Consider the following 19,091-nt stretch of genomic DNA (forward strand, 5'->3'; position numbering starts at 1 on the left):
TGAACCGTGATGCCTTCTTCTGTGGGGTACCCTATGGTACCCAGGATGTATCCTACATTGTTGACAGACTGGTGGTTGCCGGGGGCAGGATGGCCTTGCAGGAGGAAGCCCTGGGATCGGTGGAGCATCTGTTGTTCAGCAAGTACCTGATGTACCGCAACGTATATTGGCATACCACGACCCGTAGTGCGACTGCTATGATCAAGAAAGCAGTCCTGGCATCCTTGTCTGATGGATCACTGCTGGCAGAAGATCTCTATGGGTTGGATGATGAGCAGTTCTTTTCGCTTCCACAGCTGAAACAGTTCACCTGCAGCAATCTTTTCTCCTTGGTGCGTGACAACCAGCTGTATACGGCAACATTCGAGAAACCCTATGATGAAGAAGGTGTGCTCGAAAGGGAGAATCGCAACCTCTTCCTGCGCCTTGCTTTCGAGGAGCGTGTTGCAGGCAAGCTTGGGTGCGACCCAAGTGAGGTTATCGTCGACATTCCTGAGCCGATCAGCTTTGAGACAGACCTGCCCATTCTCCACGAGAATGGTTCCATCAGTACCTTTGGAGAGGTTGATTACCTCTTTTCCTATGATATTGGTAGGGTCTTTACAAAAAGCCTGAGAAAATTCAGAATCTTCACACCACACACTATCTCTTCAGGAACACTCGAAAGAGCATTGGAGTTCTGAATACATGGAAAAATTATCCTATAGAACGCTCCTGGAGGGGAATATCCCCCCCTGGGTCATGCGTTTTATCAAACATACCGGAAAGGCCATAAACACCTACTCGATGATTCGCGAGCATGATACCGTTCTGCTCTCCGCCAGCGGAGGCAAGGATAGTCTTGCCCTTGCCCTGGCTCTCGCCATCCGGAGAAAGTGGCTTCCCATCAATTATGAACTCAAGGCGCTTATGATCAACTGGATAGAACACCCGATTCCAGAAGAGTATCGCTCCTTGCTTACCACTTTCTTTACCGACCTTGGGTATGATTTCAAGATTGTTGATGAGCATCAATTCCCAGAATCCTTCAAAGGTGAGTTCAACTGCTATCTCTGTTCCAGAAACAGAAGGAGAATCCTTTTCACCCGATGTGAGGAAGAGGGCATGAATCTGGTAGCCATGGGTCACCATCTTGATGACCTGGTGGAAACCAGCCTGATGAACCTCTGCCTCAGGGGTCGTTTTTCCACCATGCAACCGGTGCAACCCTTTTTCGATGGAAAAATCAATGTCATTCGTCCCATGATCGAGATTCACGAGTCAGTTACCAGAAGACTGGCAGAAGTGTATGACCTTCCTGTGGTGAAACCCGTCTGCCCCTATGACCAGACGAACATCCGTTCCCGCATCAAGCCGATCGTCAAGGAGTTGTCACACCTGGACAAACTCAGCAGGGAGCATATTTACAAAGCACACCACTACGAGCCAAGAATGTAACTTGGTCGGGTCCAGCCTGTTTACAACCATGACAGGTTTGTGTGATGATTGGAGTAAGGGAGGAGGGATGCAAAGAATGCATTGTCGTGCCTGCTTGCTCTTCTTTTTGGTGATGCTGACCGTCTTCCTGCCACTTTCTGCTGAGGATATTGATTCTTCCTCCAAGCAAGTGCAACTCACGGATGACGCAACGGTATCTGAGGAGTCAAGCCCACAACCGCAATCTGGGGAGAGTCCAAGCAATCCTGAAGGATTGCTTGAATCGGGCACGTCCCCAGACCTGGATCAATCATCCCCTGATGATACACTGACAGAAACCCCCTACCTGCCAAGTACCTCTGACAGTCTGTTGGAAGGTACGGCCTCCTCAGATGGTTCCTTCAGCATTGCCTATAAACCTGACTTCTCCATCGGGAACCTTTCATTCCAACTTGACCTGAAAATACAGGGCGAGGCAACGTTTGACCCATTTGGCCTTATGCTCGATTTTTCCCCTTGGGAGATGCCCGAGAGGGAAGGGGATGAAATCTTCGAGGATTATGCGCTCAGGGTGGCAAAGCACTATGGTTCATTCATCCGCTCAATCCAGTGGGGACAGCGCTATGATTCCCTGTATATCCGCTACGGGAAACTGATGGGTATCACCCTGGGTGATGGTGCTTTGCTGAACAGCTATTTCGACTATAGTGTGGGCTACCGTGAGAGTCAGCCCGGACTTGATATCATGCTGGACGGGAACCTGCTGGGTATACCCAATGCGGGTTTTGAATTTGTTACCACTGACATCTATGAACCCACTTTGCGCGCATGGAGAATTTATGCACGCCCATTGTATGAATATCCCCAGCTTTCCTTGTTCTCAGATCTTGAGGTGGGGCTTTCACATGCAAGCAGCCCTGGACAGGGGGATGAAGATGAACCTTTTGGCAGAAAGATGATTTCCCTTGATTTTTCTCTCCCTGTATATGAACGCGATTTCCTGAATCTTCATGTATTTTCCGATATCCTGCTTCAGCTTCCCGATGTACAGGACAAACAGTTCGGCTCAGCACTCCGCTACGGGCTTTGGGGACATACGAGAAGCTTCTTTGTCTTCAATACCAGTTTGACCGTACCTACGTTCGGGAGCTACTATACCAACTACTACTCCTCAGATTTCGAGACAAGAGAGGCTGAAGAGACCGAAAAACTCCGTCTCGAACTTGGTACACTGCATTTCGATGGCACACTGGGATTGAATCTCACCCGCCAGGGACTCTACCTGAGTGCACACATGGAGAGCAATCTTACTGAAAACGACTTCCATGACTATAGTTTTATTGCAAATGCAAGGATCGATAAACCCTTTATGTATATCGTTTCACTGGACTTGCAATATGAAAAGCTTTATCCTACAAGTACAGGAGAGGGTTTCTTTGAGGGCTTGAAAACACTGCGCAATGTGGTGTTTTCCTCGACAACAGTCATCAAGGTGAAGCCTTATTCATTTGATATCGGACTGCGCGCTCACTTTGATGAAAATGCCGAACCTACATATTCGCTGGACACGCTTGTGAAGATATCAATCCTGTAATGTCATGATGGGAGTTCCTATGAAACGAATGGTGAAATATATTGTTCTGCTTCTGCTGATTCTTACAAGCAATGTTGCCGTTTTTGCTGATGATGAGGTATTCATCGGTGATGGGGACATCGCCGCCCTGCACCTCTATGACAGTCAGGGGAACCGACTCGAAGCAACCAGTGAACAAGCACAGAACATTGCAGAAGGTTGGATCATCCATAACCCCGATACACCCATCCTCCTTGTGACCCCCCGGGGTACCATCAATGTGTTCGAGGATTCGCTCTTGGTTACCGGGGACCTGGTAGGCAACAATCCCAATCTCTATCTGGTCAGTGGTAAAGCCGCCTTCAATACCTACGACATGGAAGATGGATGTCTCACAGTCACCACACCTGTTTCCCGTTTCGTCCTGCATGGGGATGGGGAGATGTTGGTCATCACCACAGAGGAAGAAGAGAGTGTCACTACCTTCACAGGCAGGGTTGAGTCCTATAATGCGCTTACTGGTGCAAAACGGGAAGTCAAGTCCTTTGAGAAGCTGTTCATGCATGAGCGAATGGCCCGCCCGAAGTTTATCGAGGCTGGTTACTATCTTACGTATGCAACCTATCCTGACATGATGCTGGCAAAACAGATCATACAGGAGCTCAGTGATAAGATCACCGCCCCCACCACCCCTCGTGCACCTATGGCCAACGTGAAAAAAATTGCGCTCCCCCCTCCCCCTGTGGAAGGGGTTTCAATTACGGCTTTGGCTGAGAAGCCTTCCAGTATTGTTGTTGCCGAAACTTCAGAATTCATCCCCCAACGTTTGCAAAGCCTGCGTGTTGAAGTGGAACCGGTCAAGATACCAGAGCGTGTAAGCCGGTTCAGCAATATCATCCTTGCTCCGCCCAAGGACAGGATCAAGATCACCATCCGTCCAATGACACCAGAAATTCCCACCTTTTCCAGCGTATCTCAAGCCGTGCAGGTTCCCCCCTCCCCTCCCTCTCTCCAAGTGATTGTTGAGGCAGAGGAAATTGCGGTAGTAACTGAGATCAAGGATGAGGAACCGGTCACCATTGAGATACCGATATTCGAAGAAGTGGTAGATATTGAGGCAATCGAGGAAATTGAAGATACCGTACCTGAAACCATCTCCTTGCCCGGTATGGAAGAGAAAGTATTGGAAACAACGTTTGAAGAAACTGCAGCAAGCAATGAAGAGGACCTTACCCTTGCATACCCATCAGAAACCACCCGGCCAACATTGGCCTTTTCTGCAGAGGAAGCGAGAGTGACAGGATCCTTCGGGGTAGAGTTCGGTTATCGCTTTACCTTTGATGGAAGCAATGCAGATTCCTTGCACCATCAACTCTTTCTCAAGCCCTACTTCGAAAAAGGACTGTTCAGCATCAGGTTGCAAGGCTTTCTCGAGACTGAAGATTTCTCTTCATACACCAATACGGCATATCCCGTCCCCACTTCCCGCTTGGAGATGGCGTCCTATGCATTCTCATTCATTGACAAGTTGCGGATCGGTTACAGCAGCAGTCCCTTCTATTTGACGCTGGATCGAAAATTCCCGATTACCACGGAATTGACCAGTTTGTTTGCACCGTCACTGATATCTGACCAGAATTTGGCGGTATTGAACCAACTTACCTTTGGGCCGGTTACCCTGGTAACCACTTTCGACGATCTCTACCTTGGTTCACTTTCCGATAATGGCCGTCAGTTTGGTTCATCCTTGCTACGGTTTACCCCCAGAAGCGGGTATCGTATGTCCGTTGCACTCGGTGGCCTTGCTGTGTTTGACAACAATCCTTCCTGGAGTATCAATACCTATCCATTCCTTGGCCTTGGTTTTCCCGTGGTTGACTCAAGAACCACTGAATTCAAGTTCCTCTTGCATGCAAGCGGATACCTGCCTGCCTACCCTACCTTGGATACCGACTCCTTCATAGACACCTCAGTAAGTTCAATATTCCCCAATTATCTTATCGGAACAGGATTCTCGCTTAAGAAGGATCCCTTTTTCTCAAAGATACTGGTCTCGCTCACCAAGGGTGAGAACCACCCCCTCATCGCCAATGAGTTTGCTTCATACCTTGACACAGGATATTCGTCAGTAGTGGAGGTATTGGGGGATGTACGAATACAGGGAAAGGTCTGGCAGGCAAGACTGCTGTTCAACCTCCCGTTCAACTCCGACGCTACCTTTGCCAATCTTACCGATCCTGTTTCCGCAGCCCATCAAGCAGACTACAGCCAGTTCTCACTCTCCTATACCAAAGAACGGCTTCAGGTCAGCCTTGGTTCAGCACAGCTGGGTATCATCAGCAACTTCTCTGAGGTGTTTGCAGGAAATGAGACTGCTCTCTCCTTGCTCAGGGGACCTTACAGCACAAGTTTCCTCTCTCTCCAGTATGCCTTCGATCCATTCACGCTCCAGCTGAAAGCCCAATACCCTGCCCAGGTAACAAGCTACACCAATCCAGTGGTAAGCGTACGAATCTCACTGAATCTTGACAAACAGTTCTAGAGAGAGGTTTTGCCCTTTTATCCCTTCTATGGTAGAGTCATGCTATGAGAATACAAAAGCTCGATCCGCTTGTAGCACAACGTATCGCTGCAGGCGAGGTTATTGACAGGCCAGCCTCAGTCATCCGTGAATTGCTCGACAATGCACTGGATGCGGGAGCCAAGCAACTGGTTGCCAGTGTCACAGACGGTGGCCTTGAGTCGATCAAATTGATCGATGATGGGGAGGGCATTGCAAAGGATGACCTCCCCCTGCTCTGTGAAAGCCACGCCACCAGCAAGGTGCATGATCTGGAGGATCTATACCATATCAAGAGCATGGGTTTCCGCGGGGAAGCATTGTACAGTATAGCTGCAGTATCCACCGTCACCATTGCCAGCAGTTGCCAAGGACAGGATGCTTATCAGATTACCGTGGATAATGGGATAAAAGGTGAGGTGCAACCCGGTGGACCACGGCAAGGGACAACCGTAAGCGTAGAGGGCTTGTTCAAGGAACTCCCTGCCAGGCGTCAGTTCCTGAAAAGACCTTCAACAGAAGCAACCATGTGCCGCTACGTCCTACAGGAGAAGGCGCTTGCTTTCCCTGAACGATCTTTTCGCTTTATCTCCGATGGGAAAGTCCGGGTCGATCTTCCTGCCACAACCAAGAAACAACGTGTTCTGGATGTTCTGGCTATCAGCCAGAATATCGTTCCCTCCGAGATGATTGAGCTCTATGACAGCGCTGGTCGCTTCAACCTCTATGCAGTTTGTTCTTCTCCTGCACTCTATAGAAGTGATCGTTCCCACATCAAGATCTTTGTGAACAACAGGCCTGTTGAGGAGTTTGCCCTTGTGCAGGCAGTTACCTATGGCTACGGGGAGATGCTGCATGGCGGAGCCTTTCCCTACTGTTATCTATTCATTGATGTCGACCCTACATTGGTCGATTTCAATATTCATCCTACCAAGCGTGAGGTGAAACTCAGGAACAAAGCTGAGATTCATCATCAGGTTGTGGGTATGATCTCCAGCCAGGTCCGTCGCACCATACCGCGCATTGTTGCAAAAGAGATACAGGACGAACAGACTCCCCTCCTCACTCCCAAGGCGACTTATGCCCATCAGGAACCATTGGATGCATCCAGCCATGAGAGAAGCAGCAGATACCAGGGAGAGGCAAGAAAACCCATCGACCCTGAGTGGTTCCAGAAAGCGAAGGAGATTCTCCAATCAGACGGTATGCAGACGACCAGAGCCACCGAGAGTGAGAATATCTGGGATATCCAGGCTGAAAACAAGAATTTCACCTACCTTGGGCAGGCCTTCAACCTCTTCCTCATTGCAGAGAAGGAGAATGATCTTTATCTGGTAGACCAGCACGCAGCGCACGAGAGAATTCTCTTTGATGAGGTACGCGCAAAGAAAGAAGTACAGTCCCTGATGATTCCCCTCTCCTTTGAGGTTGAACGTGACGTTGACAATTACTTGCAGGAGAATCTGGACGTATACCTGAATTTGGGGATCAAGCTGGTCCGCAGTGATGACCTCCTCTGGGAAATCCATGCGATTCCGGCAATCTACCGCTCGGTGGAAAAGCAGTTGGTCTCTTTCATCCAGACGATGAGTGGGGAGAATGAGGAGGTCGAGAAAGGACTCTATGCCATTGTTGCATGCCATGCAGCGATCAAGGCAGGGGACTCAATCGACCGCATGATGGCCATTTCGCTGCTTGAAAAGGTGTTTGCTCTCGCTGAGCCGACCTGTCCGCATGGCAGAACCTTTGTCATCAGGCTCCACAAGGATGAGTTGATGAAGGCCGTGCAGCGTACCTAACGTTGCACAAGGTAGGTTATGTTGTCGGTGATGATGGCCAAGGAGAAATCCTCTTCTCTCATGGAATAGGAATCCTCATCCAGGGAAAGCGTCGAAAGAAACCGGCCTGTCTCATCATACCGGTTGAGTTGACTGGGAACAGGTATCGCGGTCAATGTACCTGATTCCTCATCGTAGTGAGGTATTTCCTCTGGAATTTTTTCCATCATTGAAGTAAGTAGTTCAATTTGTTCTCTTTGTATGATGCCATCCTCATTGATGATCGTGATTTCATATACCCCAGGAGAAAACGGTATGCCTTCTCCCATGGTAAGAGGCCCCACCCGGTACCGGGCAGAATCCGGGGAGGTCCTCTCCCCACTGGTATCGACAATCCAGCTTGAGACCTCGTTTGATGAGGAGAGCCGTACCTGCACTGGTCTCTCCTCTCCCAGCAGATCGAAAGAGAGTGACAAGTGCTCACTACCCAGGCCTGTTTCAAGATCGAATACCAAGGACCTCTCATGTTCCAAATTGACTACGACAATCTCCTCCTTCCTGCAGGAAGCAAGGAGAAGGATACAAAGAAGAAGAAGCAAGAAAACACTATTTTTCTTGTGCAGCCAAGTATGATGCAACTGGATTCGCATAGGTGTTGAGCGCAAACTGCCGTACCTCCTCACGAGCACCCTTGAAGCGGTAAAGGAAAGCTTCACTGTCAAAATCCCGATAGGAGTCCTGGAACTGTGTGCTGTTATGCAGGTAGTCATAGGCAAACAGATTGGTAGGCCAGAGCTTGTAGAGGGTATGGATCTGCCGGTCAATCTCTTGGGCTACCTGGTCGGAATCCTTCCACTCCCCTTCCAGCGGAGTACCAAAGGCAATATGGATATTCCCCTTGTACCCTTTCAGGCCGCGGGAGATGGAAATCAGGTCCTCATAGCGTTTCTTTGTTTGCTCGCCCTTCGCAATACGGGTAACTTCCTCCCCAGCCTTGATCAAATCGCAGGGATCATACTCATAGCTCACTGCAACGGGAACGATGCGACAACTGTTCACCACATGGGAGAAGGAGACTCCCTTTTTCTTTTGGGAGAGGTGGAGCATTTTAATGATTGCCGGTGTGGTCACATCTATGCCATCCTTTGCCCGCCCACTCTTCTGTGCAACCCAGATGGACTTGTTCTCTTCGGTGATCAACTCAACAAAATATGCACTCAGCCTGATCGATTCCAGATACTTTTCCCGCATGGGAAGTGTACGTTTAACAGTCACCCCACCATTGAGTTTGAACAGATCGGTCACAAACTGATTGGTCAGCAGATTATCCCCGATTGCCATCTCGCAGAACATCTTTCCAGCTTTATAGAGTGCAAGGTCAATCAGGGCACAATCGAGTACGATATCGCGGTGATTGCTCATGAACAGGTATGCTTTGTCTTTCTCAATCTGCTGCAGTCCATCAAATGAGAACGTATCGACGCTCTTGTCGATGATGACAGGCAGGAACACCCCAGCGGTTATACGCTCCTGGAACTCATCATAGCTCTTCACTGTTTCCAGCTGGGATACTATGTATTTGCCGTAGGCTTCCACCTGCTGCCGTTCTGCTTCTGTTTCACCAGGTCCGAGCGAGGAGAGAATCTTGAGCAGCGCCTCCTTATCCCTTAAGATACGTTCAATTGCTTCACGAACATCCGGCCCCCTATAGGGGGCTATGTCTTTATATTGTTCTACATCCATGGTTCAACCCTTTTGAGCTTCCAGAATTGACTTCATGTACTGGACTCGTTCCCATTTAGCGGGATCCGTCATCCTCTCCTGGGCCAACTTGCCATTGAAGTCAGAGATACTGGAGTATGCATGTGAATCCATCCAGTCGGAGAGCTCCTTCTCTATCTTTGTTACAGAAGAGAGTCCTTGCTTTAGCAAAACGGAACACAACTGGACGGCCTTCGCTCCGGCAAGCAACTGCTTGACCACAGTGCTTCCACTGTGAATACCGGTAGCAGCACAGATATCATAACGTACTTCATCACTCATCAGTGCAGTCCAACGGAGACTCAATGCATATTCATCCTTGCTGCTTATCATCTGCGCAGGAACCAACGCAATTTTTTCGATATCAATATCAGGGCTGTAGAAACGATTGAACAGTACCACTCCATCAATGGAGAGTTCGTCAAATCGCCTGAGCATGTTTGCCAGGGAAGAGAAAGCTGGCCCCATCTTCAGACTGATGGGAAGCTTGAGTTGTTTCCTGGCACTCTTTACGAGGGAGAGATACTCCTTTTCAACTGTTGCCCCTTCCACCTCAACATCTGCAGCTACCACGTAGTGGTTCAATTCAATTGCATCAGCACCACAGGCTATAAAGCGTTTTGCATATTCAATCCAGCTACCATTTTGCTTGCAGTTTATACTGGCAATAACGGGAATATCCAACGCTTGTTTGGCATCCTCGAGCAAGGTCAGGTATGCATCGATTTGCTGTTCCATGCTTGCATGTTTCATGAATCCATATGCATCAGCATGCGTGAGATATGCATTTGATTCATCCACAGCCAACTCACTGTCCAATTCAATCTGTTCTTCAAAGATGGATTTCAGTACCACGGCCGATAACCCTGCATCTTCACAACGTTTCAGGTTATCCAATGATGCCGTAAGGGGGCTACTCCCTGCGATCAAGGGATTTTTCAATTGCAATCCAAGATATGATGTAGACAGGTCTGCCATACTATTTCTCTCCTCAACTGGCAAGTATCATCCGTGCCATTGACACAGCATGAGATAGTATACCATGAAAGAAAGGGTTTCTCTACAACCTGCAACTGCTTTTATCAACAACCACGGAAGAAGTTCCAGATACAGTATAGGGTGCCTTTTCAGGCACCCTATACGTGTTATGCAATGCATGGACTAGAGGATATATGGAATTCTCAGATTATGTGATTGATAGACCACAAAGGTTTCCACTTCAGAAATCTCAGAAATCTTATCAAGTTCTGTCTTGAAGAAATCCAGGAGACTCAACCCCTCTTCCTCACTCAGAACCAAATGGACGATCAGATCATAGCGACCGGTAACCACTGAGGCTGAGATGATCCCTCGGAGGTTTGAAAACTCTTTGGCTTTCCTCTCCAAGTCCAGGGTTTTCAGCTTCACCCCCATCATGACCACCTGCAACCCAGGTATTACTTCCGGATTCACCAATCCGGAAATCTCCAGCACACCCTCCTCAATCAGCTTATTGACGCGGGCTCGAACGGTATTTTCTGTGATGCTCAGCTCTTCAGCAATAGCACTGAAAGGCTTTCTGCCATCACGCAGCTGTCGGATTATCGCTTTGTTCGTTTCATCCATTTTCACTTTCATGCTATCACCCGTTTTTCCTTTCGAATTCCTTCATGAACTGAGCAAGTGCCTTAACATCTTCAACAGGAAGGGCATTGTAAATACTTGCCCTCAGTCCTCCAACCGAACGGTGTCCCTTGAGACCAAGCATGTCTGCCTTCTTGGACTCCTCGATGAACTTTGCTTCCAGTTCCTCACTGGGAAGTCGGAATACAATATTCATCCTGGAACGATATGCAGCATCAACGGGGCTGCGGAAGAAGGAGGAGTTATCAATGATATCATAGATGATACTGCTCTTCTCCTGGGCACGCTTCAACATACCTTCGGTTCCCCCGTTTGCCTTGATCCACTCAAGGACCAGCTTCACTGCCCAGATGGAGAACACAGGAGGAGTATTGTACAACCCCTTGTTCTTGCTGTGCAGCTTGTAATCCATATATGCGGTAAGATTGGAGTTCTGCTTTTCAAGCAGCGACTTCCTCATGATTACAAAGGTTGCACCTGCAGGACCAAGATTCTTCTGTACCCCACCATAGATCATGGAAAACTTATCCACAGGGATGGGACGGCTGAAGATATCGCTGGACATGTCACCGATCAAGGGAACGGAGCCGGTATCAGGGAAGTCCTGCCACTCGATACCCCCGATTGTTTCATTTGAACAGAGATAGAGGTAACTGGAATCCTTGCTTGGCATGACGGTCTTGGGATCGGGAAGGCTGGAATAGTTGTTCGCCTTTCCATCATAGTAGTAGTTGACCTTTCCCAGCTTCTCAGCATCATCTGCAGCCTTGTTGGACCAGGCACCGCTTCGGATATAATCGGCAACAGTACCGGGGCGTAGGAAGTTCATAGGGATCATGGCGAACTGCAAGGTTGCTCCACCACCAAGGAAATAGATATCATACTCGTCGCTGATACCCAGCAACTCCCTGAAAAGCTCAAGACACTGGTCATACATCTCTTCGAACATGCCGCCGCGGTGACTGGCCTCGATCATGGACAATCCTTGTCCCTTGTAGTCGACCATATCTTCCTTGAGTTTCTCCAGTACCTCAACCGGCATCACCGAGGGACCTGCAAAAAAATTTTTCTTCCGTTCCATCAGATTACTCCTTCCTTCTTCAATCCTTCCAGAATTTCATAGGCTTCATCGCCGATACGTGCAAGATTTTCCACACTATTTGCCCCAACATGCGGGGTAAGCGTTACACGCTCTGCCTTGAGAATGGGGTAATCCTCTGCAGGAGGATCTGTGGGCCAGACATCAGTGCAGTACCAGCTTACCGATCCATCTTCAAGCATCGATACCATTTCATCTTCCTGGACACAAAGAGCACGTCCTGTGTTGATGATGACCGGCTTCTTGGAACAATGGGAAATCAGCTTTTTGCCGACCATGTGCTGGGTCTCATCCGTAAGGGGAAGGTGCAATGAGATATAATCTGCATCCTTCACCGCTTCCTCGGGAGTCTCTTTCATATCGGCAGCATCACTGGTCTTCACATACTTGTCATACGCTACTACGTTCATGCCGAATGCTTTTGCACGCTCAGCAACTTTACGAGCAATATTTCCAATGCCGAAGAGACAGAGCGTCTTCCCATAGAGTTCAGTTCTCTTCATATTCTTGAGCCACTGTCCACTCTTCATCCCGTTATGGTAGGTCACCAGGTTACACGGGGTACTGAGCATAAGAGCGAAAGCCAGCTCGGCTACTGCAATTGCTGATGATTTAGGGGTATTTCGGACCACAATGCCTTTACTCTCTGCATACGCCTTGTCAATGTTGTCGATGCCAACACCTCCGCGGATGATTACCTTCAGGTTGGGTGCCTGATCGATATAGTCCTTGGTACACTTGGTCTTGCTCCGTACCAGCACAACGTTCGCCTCGGCAAGGCGAGTCTTGTCTGTGGTGACCTCTCCGAATGCGGTCAGTTTTCCGGCCAGCACATCATCAAAGGCGTCAGAAATGAGAATTAGCATAGTTGTAATTACCTCTCTATAAAATAGCGTGTTTTTCAGGGTTGCGTCTCCCCATGACCTTCTACAGAGAGAATTGTACACCAGAAACCACCTTTTTGTCTAATTTATTTTACAAATTTTGACGGATAAAGAAAAATTCCCTCTAAATCTTTCTGAATAGGAAGAATTAAGGGAATTTTTATAAATGATACAGGGTTTCTTTTACGAAAGTGATGCTATAAGGAAACCGCCGGCTGAGCCGACGGTTTGGTGTTTTAGTAGTTCTTTGAGCCGTGCAGTTTCCGCACCTTCTTCATCTGTTTGCGTGCAAGCGCTTTCTTCTTCCTGTTGAGGATGGTGGAGGGCTTTTCAAAGTACTCCCGCTTTTTCCATTCGCGGATAATCCCCTCTTTCTCAACCATGCGCTTGAAACGCTTGATGGATTTCTCAAGAGGTTCATTGTCATCTACTTTTACAAATGCCATATATAAAATCACCCCCCTTCCCTATTACTGGGTTCAACTTGACGAGTAGTAGATTGCAATAAATACTCACCCATGTCAAGTACACCCAAGCGATTATTCAGCTCTCTTGAGATCCATGATGGTCAGTTGCAGGCTTTCCTGGTTGCGGAAGTAATTCCTTCCCAAACGAAATGCCACATTGACTCGGTCCCCTTTGTCAAAATCGGTACCTACACGATCTCCCGCACGCCAGAACAACGCCGGCCACTTGTATTGACCGAAGGCAAGGGTCAACTTGACATGTTGGACACTACCCCCCTTGTTGTTTATGAACTGGATATCTTCAACCTGGGCTCCCTCCATCATCAGCACCAGTGGAGGGTTTTTCTCCCCGTAGGGCTCAAAGAACTCCACCACCTTGATGATACCAGGGGTCATATAGGTATCAGGAAGCGTCACATCGATGACCAACTCATCTTCTTCATCATCGATCATGCAATCCATCGTATCAATCTCATCAGCAACACGCTTCTTGAATTCAGCAAGGTGCTCAACATCCATGGAAAACCCACCGGCACAGGCATGTCCCCCGAAATCGAGGAAGAGATCACGGAAACGAGAGAGGAACTCCCTTGCATCAAAATTTTCAGGGCTTCTCATGGAAGCAGAGACCCTGCTCTCATCCACAGTGGCCAGGACGATGGCAGGAGCGTTGTACTGTCGCAGCAATCGGCTTGCCATCAGACCGGTAATTCCTCGAGAGAGGGTACTATCCTCTACAACGACAAGCTTGCTTCCCGATTCTTCAAAGCTCTCTTGGGCACTTTTCTTCATCCGGTCCCACGCATCTTCACCAAGCTTTTGTCGTTCCTTGTTCAGCTTGATCAACTCCCCTGCCAAGGACTCTGCCTCATACAGGTCTCCTGCGAGCAACATTTCCAAGGCTACCGTCGGTTTCCCCATTCGCCCCGAAGCATTGATGACCGGACTGATCTGCCAAGAGATATCACTGGTTGAGAGTTGCTTCCCCATCAGGTTCTGCATGGAGAACAGCGGAAGCAGATTCTGCCTGCGCCCTTGCGCAAGCACCTTGAGGCCGCGTTTTACCAGGATTCGGTTCTCGTTTTCCATTGGCATCAAGTCAGCAACCGTGCCAATGGCAACCAGATCGAGCACTGATTCATACTCAGCATCGAGGGAAGGATACCGCTTCATGCAATAGGCGATAAACAGGGTGTACAGGACCTGCAGCTCATCCTTCCCATGGGGGGAATAGCGCACTGCCCTGCTGATATTGGACAGGGCAAACAAGCCCTTCCCCTTCACCACGGGAAGGACCGCTTCCATTTCGTTGCGCATATCAACAAGATGAATATCGATTTTCTTTCCGAATGCTTGCCGCAACTGGGCAAGCTCTGCTGCGGCGTCAACCACGAGGATGGGAAGCCCGGCGGAGAGAAACTCCAGTGACTTGCTCTTGCCGACATCGATAAGACCCGGGTTGATCTCCTCGATGACACGATCAACAACCAGAAGGTTTTCAATCCTCATAGCCTGGATAATCACCGTATCATGACCGGGTTGTGCATGCAGCAGGATGCACTCCTCCCGATAGAAATCCGTTTTACTGAATCTCAGCGCCCAAATAGCCTTGGCCACCACCCCGCATCCGGCAAGATGTTCAAAAGGGTACCCGCAACCGGGCACCTTCGGGTCGATGATGGCAAGGGCAGGTGGTAAGCTGTCTCCACTGATGTGGTGATCAAGGACGATGGTATCGATGCCAAGGCTGTGTGCATAGGCAATCTCATCAAAGTTTGAGATACCACAGTCAACCGTGATGATCAGGGTTACATGCTGGGCCGCAACCAGGTCGACTCCCTCCATGGTAAGCCCGTACGGCTCATCACCATCGGGGAGCTTGTAGCTGACTTCCAGTGACATGGATCGTAGTTCCTGTACCAACAAGGCAGTACTCGTAATCCCATCTACATCACGGTCCCCGAACACACAGACCTTCTCTCCTTCCGTAACTGCCTCATTGATGCGATCCACAACCTCTTCCATGTCATCGAAAAGAAATGGGTTATGGAGATAAGAGAGTTCACTCTCCAGGTAAAATTTGATCTGTTCTCGACTGGTCAAGCCTCTTCTTGCAAGTATTGAGGAACTGATGACATCCAAACCGTACTGTTCATGCAGACGGCGGATGTCCTGGGACGAAACGGGAGATTTTTTCCAAACCATATATAACAACCTTTCACATAAGTATACACATTTACAGACTCGTCGCCTCCCACAATATAGGAGAAGAGAGTGTTTTGAGCATCCGCTGGCCGATCATCTGTGCGTATCGCAACAGATACCGCTTGATTCTCAGTGTGGCGGCATCGCTGAGAGGAACCTGGAGACTCTGCTCGAAGTCCATGGAGGATGTCACCTCAAGATACCTGCGGGCTCCAGGAGGGAGCAAGAGATCAGCATCGAGACTGGCACATGCTTCACAGCAGTGGGCAAGCAGGCTCGTGGAAAAGCTCACAATCTCGTCCCTCCCATAGGGCCGGTCACAGAGAGGACATCGAGAATAGTCTGCTCGCAACCCAACCAGGTTGCTCAACTGATGCACAAACTGGATGATGACCAGGTCGGTCTTCTCCGGCATACAGCTCAGATGGTCCAATGCCTGGGAGAGCAATCGATATTCATCGGTGCTTTCCCCGCCATGCACCTGTAGAAGCAATTCACAGAAAAACAGGGCTGCATAGGTCGGGTGCAAGGACTCCCTGAGTTCATCATGGGTAGCAAGCACCGTGACATCCTTGAGTGTGTAGTCTTTCTTGACCGGGTTGTAGTACAAAAAGAACTGCCCATCGGTAAATACTTCAGCCTTGACCGACTTGAGAGACTTCTGGGCTCCATAGCTCATCACATCGATAATGCCAAAGTCCACCGTGAGCAACTTCAGCCGCCTGTTCAGTTGGCCGTACCGTTGACTATGCAGTACAATGGCCAAAGACGATACGTTACGCTCCATGGACCCTCCACCGGCAAGAGTAGATTGAACAGGGCAAAAAATCAACTGGTTGGAAGAGCGGGCACTCTGTGCTATATTTGTCGGGTGAAACGAATCATCCTCATCCTCATACTCCCGGCACTGCTCTCTCCGCTTATGGCTTTGAGCATTCATCCACGGGAAATCGAGCAACCCTTTGACAGTGTAAAGGAGCTGTCAGTTGTCGATTTTTCCCAGGAACTTGCACCAAACCAGGAGGCGTGGATCGACCAGACAAAGATCCACTTACTCACCATTGGTCCTGGTGACCCCTTGTACGCATGGTTCGGCCATAGTGCGCTGGTCATATCCCAGCCCTCAGGGGGAAAGGTCATGTATGATTGGGGCATCTTTGATCCTGACCAACCACACTTCTACCTGAATTTTGCGATGGGAAGGATGTACTACTATGTAGTGGCGAGCGAGGCTACCTGGAGAATCCAGGACGCAATTGATGAGATTAGAGATGTCAAGATGATTGAACTCTCCTTCCCCAAGGAGGCAAAGTTTGCCCTCATCTCCTTCTTGCAGAAAAACATCCAGAGTGAGTATTCAACCTATCTGTACCATTTTTATGATGATAACTGTTCCACTCGTATCCGTGACATCATCAATGCAGCTACCGGGGGAGAGTTCCAACGGTGGGCGGAGAGTGAATCAGCTGAGACCACACTGAGAAATTCAGCAATGCAGAATATGATCCATAGCCCTTTGATCTTTTGGGTCCTCGATTTCTTGCAAGGAAAGAATATTGATAAGAGATTGAATCGCTATGATGAGATGTACCTGCCTGAGGCTCTCCATCAGTCGGTGCTTGACTTCACCTACAGCGATGGTACGAAGCTTGCCAAATCTGAGGATATCCTGCAGGACACGAAAGAGCTTGGAGTGAGATTCACCGTACCGGAAGAACCAGTTTCCTATGATTGGGCATATGGACTCAGTGGACTTGCCGTTGGGGTGCTGCTCCTGGCAATTGGAAGGAAGCATCCCAGGATCAAGGGAGTGATTCTCTCCCTCATGCTATTGGTCTTGGCAGTCCTGGGCTCATTGTTGCTGTTCATGATGAGTTTCTCTGATATGGACATGACCTACTACAACCTGAACATACTTTTTGTCAATCCACTGCTTTTCATACCTGCTTTCACCCTGCTCTTCCAAAAAAAAGAGACATCAAAGGTCCTCTCTTTCTCTCTTTCTGTTATGGTGATCCTCTTGCTCGGGAGGCTCATCCTTCCCGGGCTCTTCATACAGGATAATCTGAGAATCATCCTCCTGTTGCTTCCGGCCTTCTATTCAGGGTCGACTTTTCAGGGCAGACGAAACCGCATAAAGAGGTAGTTCCACAAGATTGTTCCTCTTTGCAACCAGGTTGGCGGGGAATGCCCTGATCTGCTTGTTGAAGTAATCTGCATGCAGATTGTATTCTGCAATTGAATCAACCAATTGCCGCTCGATCTCGTACATCTTCTCATAATAGGGTCCATAGATATTGTATGAGGGATCCGAATAGAGTTCCTTTTGCAATACTGCCAGCTCTTCTTCAAGTTCACGGTACAGTTCGCTCTGTCTCTCGACTGTATCAGCAGTCTCAAAGGCAGATACCACCTTTTGTAGGGGGCGTTGGTCCTCAAGCAGAGAGGAAAGTGTTGCTGCATACCTGAAACGATCGGAAATCTGCGTTTCCACCGTTTCTCTGGAAAGGGAGGCCTGTCTCTGATACCCTCCCAATCGCCTGACATTGTTGCTGTCAATTCCCAATACTGCGAGGACCAAAAGAAACACAACAACCGCAATGCTGATTACAGCACTGCGGCGGTCCTTGAAATAGGGCTTTTTAGCGGACAATCTTGGTTCCCTTACCCTCGTAGAGGGCACCATAGAGATGCTCAGGGTCTGTGATGAGCCCCTCATTACCGGTGGAACGTACAAAGTCAACGATTGCCTGCACCTTGGGAAGCATGCTTCCTGGAGCAAAATGACCTTCACTGATGTACTGCTCCGCTTCCTTTACGGTAATGGTATCGAGTGTCTTCTGGTCAGGTTTCCCAAAGTTCAGGCAGACTTTCTCAACAGCAGTGGAAATGACAAACAGATCGGCCTTCAGTTCCTTGGCCATCAGGGCTGCTGCCAAATCCTTGTCGATGACCGCCTCACGTCCGGTAAGATACCCCTCTTTATCCCGAACTACCGGGATACCACCCCCACCGCCGGCGATAACTATGATGCGGTTCTCCAGCATGGTTCGAATCGTGTCGATTTCCACAATGGCTTTTGGCTTGGGGCTTGCAACAACACGTCTATACCCACGACCTGCATCTTCTGTGCAGACCCATCCGTCATGATCCATATGGTATTGTGCATCCTCCTTATTCATGAAGGAACCAATCGGCTTGGTCGGTTTCTGGAATGACGGATCGTCATCAGCTACCTCCACCTGGGTAACCACAGTGGCAACCTGTGGATTGAGTTGAATGCGATTGAACTCATTCTTCAGTGCCATCTGTAACTGATAACCGATTGCTCCCTGTGTATCGGCGACACAGCTATCCAGGGGAACAGTGTGCAAGATGGATCGGGAGAACTCGGCACGAAGCAGGATATAGCCTACCTGTGGCCCATTTCCGTGTGCAATGACCACACGGTGGCCTGCCTTAACCAATTTAGCAATATGAGCAGCAGTTTTTCGTGCTGCCTCATACTGGGCAGAAACGGTAACATGCTTGGGGTCTTCGATCAGGGAGTTTCCCCCGATGGCAATGACAATTAATTTACTATCCATATTCAATCCTTCCTTACTCATGCAGAACTAGCGTTCAATCGTAATCATAGCATGACTGCAACAAATTGCAACAACTTTACAGAGCAATTTACCTCTTTTGGTATTTGACCCAAATCCAATTTTTCAGATACACTTGCG

The 19,091-nt window shown here is 48.9% G+C and carries 16 protein-coding genes and 1 pseudogene; 6 read left to right on the forward strand and 11 right to left on the reverse strand.

The features are described from left to right. The 5 genes and pseudogenes from AB7S66_RS02190 to mutL all read left to right on the forward strand — a co-directional run. A pseudogene (locus AB7S66_RS02190) lies at positions 1-683 on the forward strand (HD domain-containing protein); the annotation flags it as partial. A 4-nt stretch (positions 684-687) separates the two neighbouring features. Next, positions 688-1,437 carry an ATP-binding protein gene (locus AB7S66_RS02195; RefSeq protein WP_428517737.1) on the forward strand — a complete coding sequence of 250 codons (750 nt, stop codon included), beginning with the start codon at positions 688-690 and terminating at the stop codon, positions 1,435-1,437. Between the two features lie 67 nt (positions 1,438-1,504). Then, the gene (locus tag AB7S66_RS02200) at positions 1,505-3,010 is read left to right on the forward strand and encodes a hypothetical protein (RefSeq protein WP_428517738.1); all 1,506 of its coding nucleotides are present in this window, start codon (positions 1,505-1,507) and stop codon (positions 3,008-3,010) included. A gap of 19 nt (positions 3,011-3,029) precedes the next feature. Beyond that, the gene (locus tag AB7S66_RS02205) at positions 3,030-5,531 is read left to right on the forward strand and encodes a hypothetical protein (protein ID WP_428517739.1); all 2,502 of its coding nucleotides are present in this window, start codon (positions 3,030-3,032) and stop codon (positions 5,529-5,531) included. A gap of 44 nt (positions 5,532-5,575) precedes the next feature. Next, complete coding sequence (mutL, locus tag AB7S66_RS02210; RefSeq protein ID WP_428517740.1) at positions 5,576-7,348, forward strand: DNA mismatch repair endonuclease MutL; 1,773 nt, start codon at positions 5,576-5,578, stop codon at positions 7,346-7,348. Here mutL and AB7S66_RS02215 read toward each other — a convergent pair. The 9 genes from AB7S66_RS02215 to recO form a co-directional block, all read right to left on the reverse strand. Continuing rightward, a complete protein-coding gene (locus AB7S66_RS02215; protein WP_428517741.1) occupies positions 7,345-7,860 on the reverse strand; it encodes a hypothetical protein in 516 nt (171 codons plus the stop codon). The two genes, mutL and AB7S66_RS02215, sit on opposite strands and share 4 nt — an antisense overlap. Before the next feature lie 73 nt (positions 7,861-7,933). After that, a complete protein-coding gene (locus AB7S66_RS02220; protein ID WP_428517742.1) occupies positions 7,934-9,070 on the reverse strand; it encodes a 1-acyl-sn-glycerol-3-phosphate acyltransferase in 1,137 nt (378 codons plus the stop codon). Between the two features lie 3 nt (positions 9,071-9,073). Next, positions 9,074-10,066, reverse strand: a complete 993-nt coding sequence (locus AB7S66_RS02225; RefSeq protein WP_428517743.1) for a dihydroorotate dehydrogenase-like protein — start codon at positions 10,064-10,066, stop codon at positions 9,074-9,076. 183 nt (positions 10,067-10,249) lie between these two features. Then, positions 10,250-10,705, reverse strand: coding sequence for an Lrp/AsnC family transcriptional regulator (locus tag AB7S66_RS02230; protein WP_428517744.1), 456 nt, complete (start codon positions 10,703-10,705; stop codon positions 10,250-10,252). 4 nt (positions 10,706-10,709) lie between these two features. After that, a complete protein-coding gene (gene serC / locus AB7S66_RS02235) occupies positions 10,710-11,792 on the reverse strand; it encodes a 3-phosphoserine/phosphohydroxythreonine transaminase (RefSeq protein WP_428517745.1) in 1,083 nt (360 codons plus the stop codon). Next, positions 11,792-12,676: an NAD(P)-dependent oxidoreductase gene (locus tag AB7S66_RS02240; RefSeq protein WP_428517746.1), complete on the reverse strand. Its 885-nt coding sequence runs from the start codon at positions 12,674-12,676 to the stop codon at positions 11,792-11,794. The genes serC and AB7S66_RS02240 overlap by 1 nt, the downstream gene beginning before the upstream one ends. Positions 12,677-12,930: 254 nt before the next feature. Next, positions 12,931-13,140, reverse strand: coding sequence for a 30S ribosomal protein S21 (gene rpsU / locus AB7S66_RS02245; RefSeq protein ID WP_117329963.1), 210 nt, complete (start codon positions 13,138-13,140; stop codon positions 12,931-12,933). Between the two features lie 93 nt (positions 13,141-13,233). Beyond that, positions 13,234-15,366, reverse strand: a complete 2,133-nt coding sequence (gene recJ / locus AB7S66_RS02250; RefSeq protein WP_428517747.1) for a single-stranded-DNA-specific exonuclease RecJ — start codon at positions 15,364-15,366, stop codon at positions 13,234-13,236. A gap of 31 nt (positions 15,367-15,397) precedes the next feature. Next, entirely contained in the window at positions 15,398-16,153 is a 756-nt protein-coding gene (gene recO, locus AB7S66_RS02255; protein WP_428517748.1) for a DNA repair protein RecO, read from the reverse strand. 84 nt (positions 16,154-16,237) lie between these two features. Between recO and AB7S66_RS02260 the strand changes: the two genes are divergently transcribed. Next, positions 16,238-17,512 carry a DUF4105 domain-containing protein gene (locus tag AB7S66_RS02260; RefSeq protein ID WP_428517749.1) on the forward strand — a complete coding sequence of 425 codons (1,275 nt, stop codon included), beginning with the start codon at positions 16,238-16,240 and terminating at the stop codon, positions 17,510-17,512. Here AB7S66_RS02260 and AB7S66_RS02265 read toward each other — a convergent pair. Both AB7S66_RS02265 and arcC read right to left on the reverse strand, forming a co-directional pair. Further along, the gene (locus AB7S66_RS02265; protein WP_428517750.1) at positions 17,468-18,019 is read right to left on the reverse strand and encodes a hypothetical protein; all 552 of its coding nucleotides are present in this window, start codon (positions 18,017-18,019) and stop codon (positions 17,468-17,470) included. The genes AB7S66_RS02260 and AB7S66_RS02265 overlap by 45 nt on opposite strands. Continuing rightward, positions 18,009-18,953, reverse strand: coding sequence for a carbamate kinase (gene arcC, locus AB7S66_RS02270; RefSeq protein ID WP_428517751.1), 945 nt, complete (start codon positions 18,951-18,953; stop codon positions 18,009-18,011). The genes AB7S66_RS02265 and arcC overlap by 11 nt, the downstream gene beginning before the upstream one ends. Positions 18,954-19,091 lie beyond the last annotated feature (138 nt).

It is taken from the genome of Sphaerochaeta sp., assembly GCF_050178175.1.
Lineage (GTDB): Bacteria > Spirochaetota > Spirochaetia > Sphaerochaetales > Sphaerochaetaceae > Sphaerochaeta.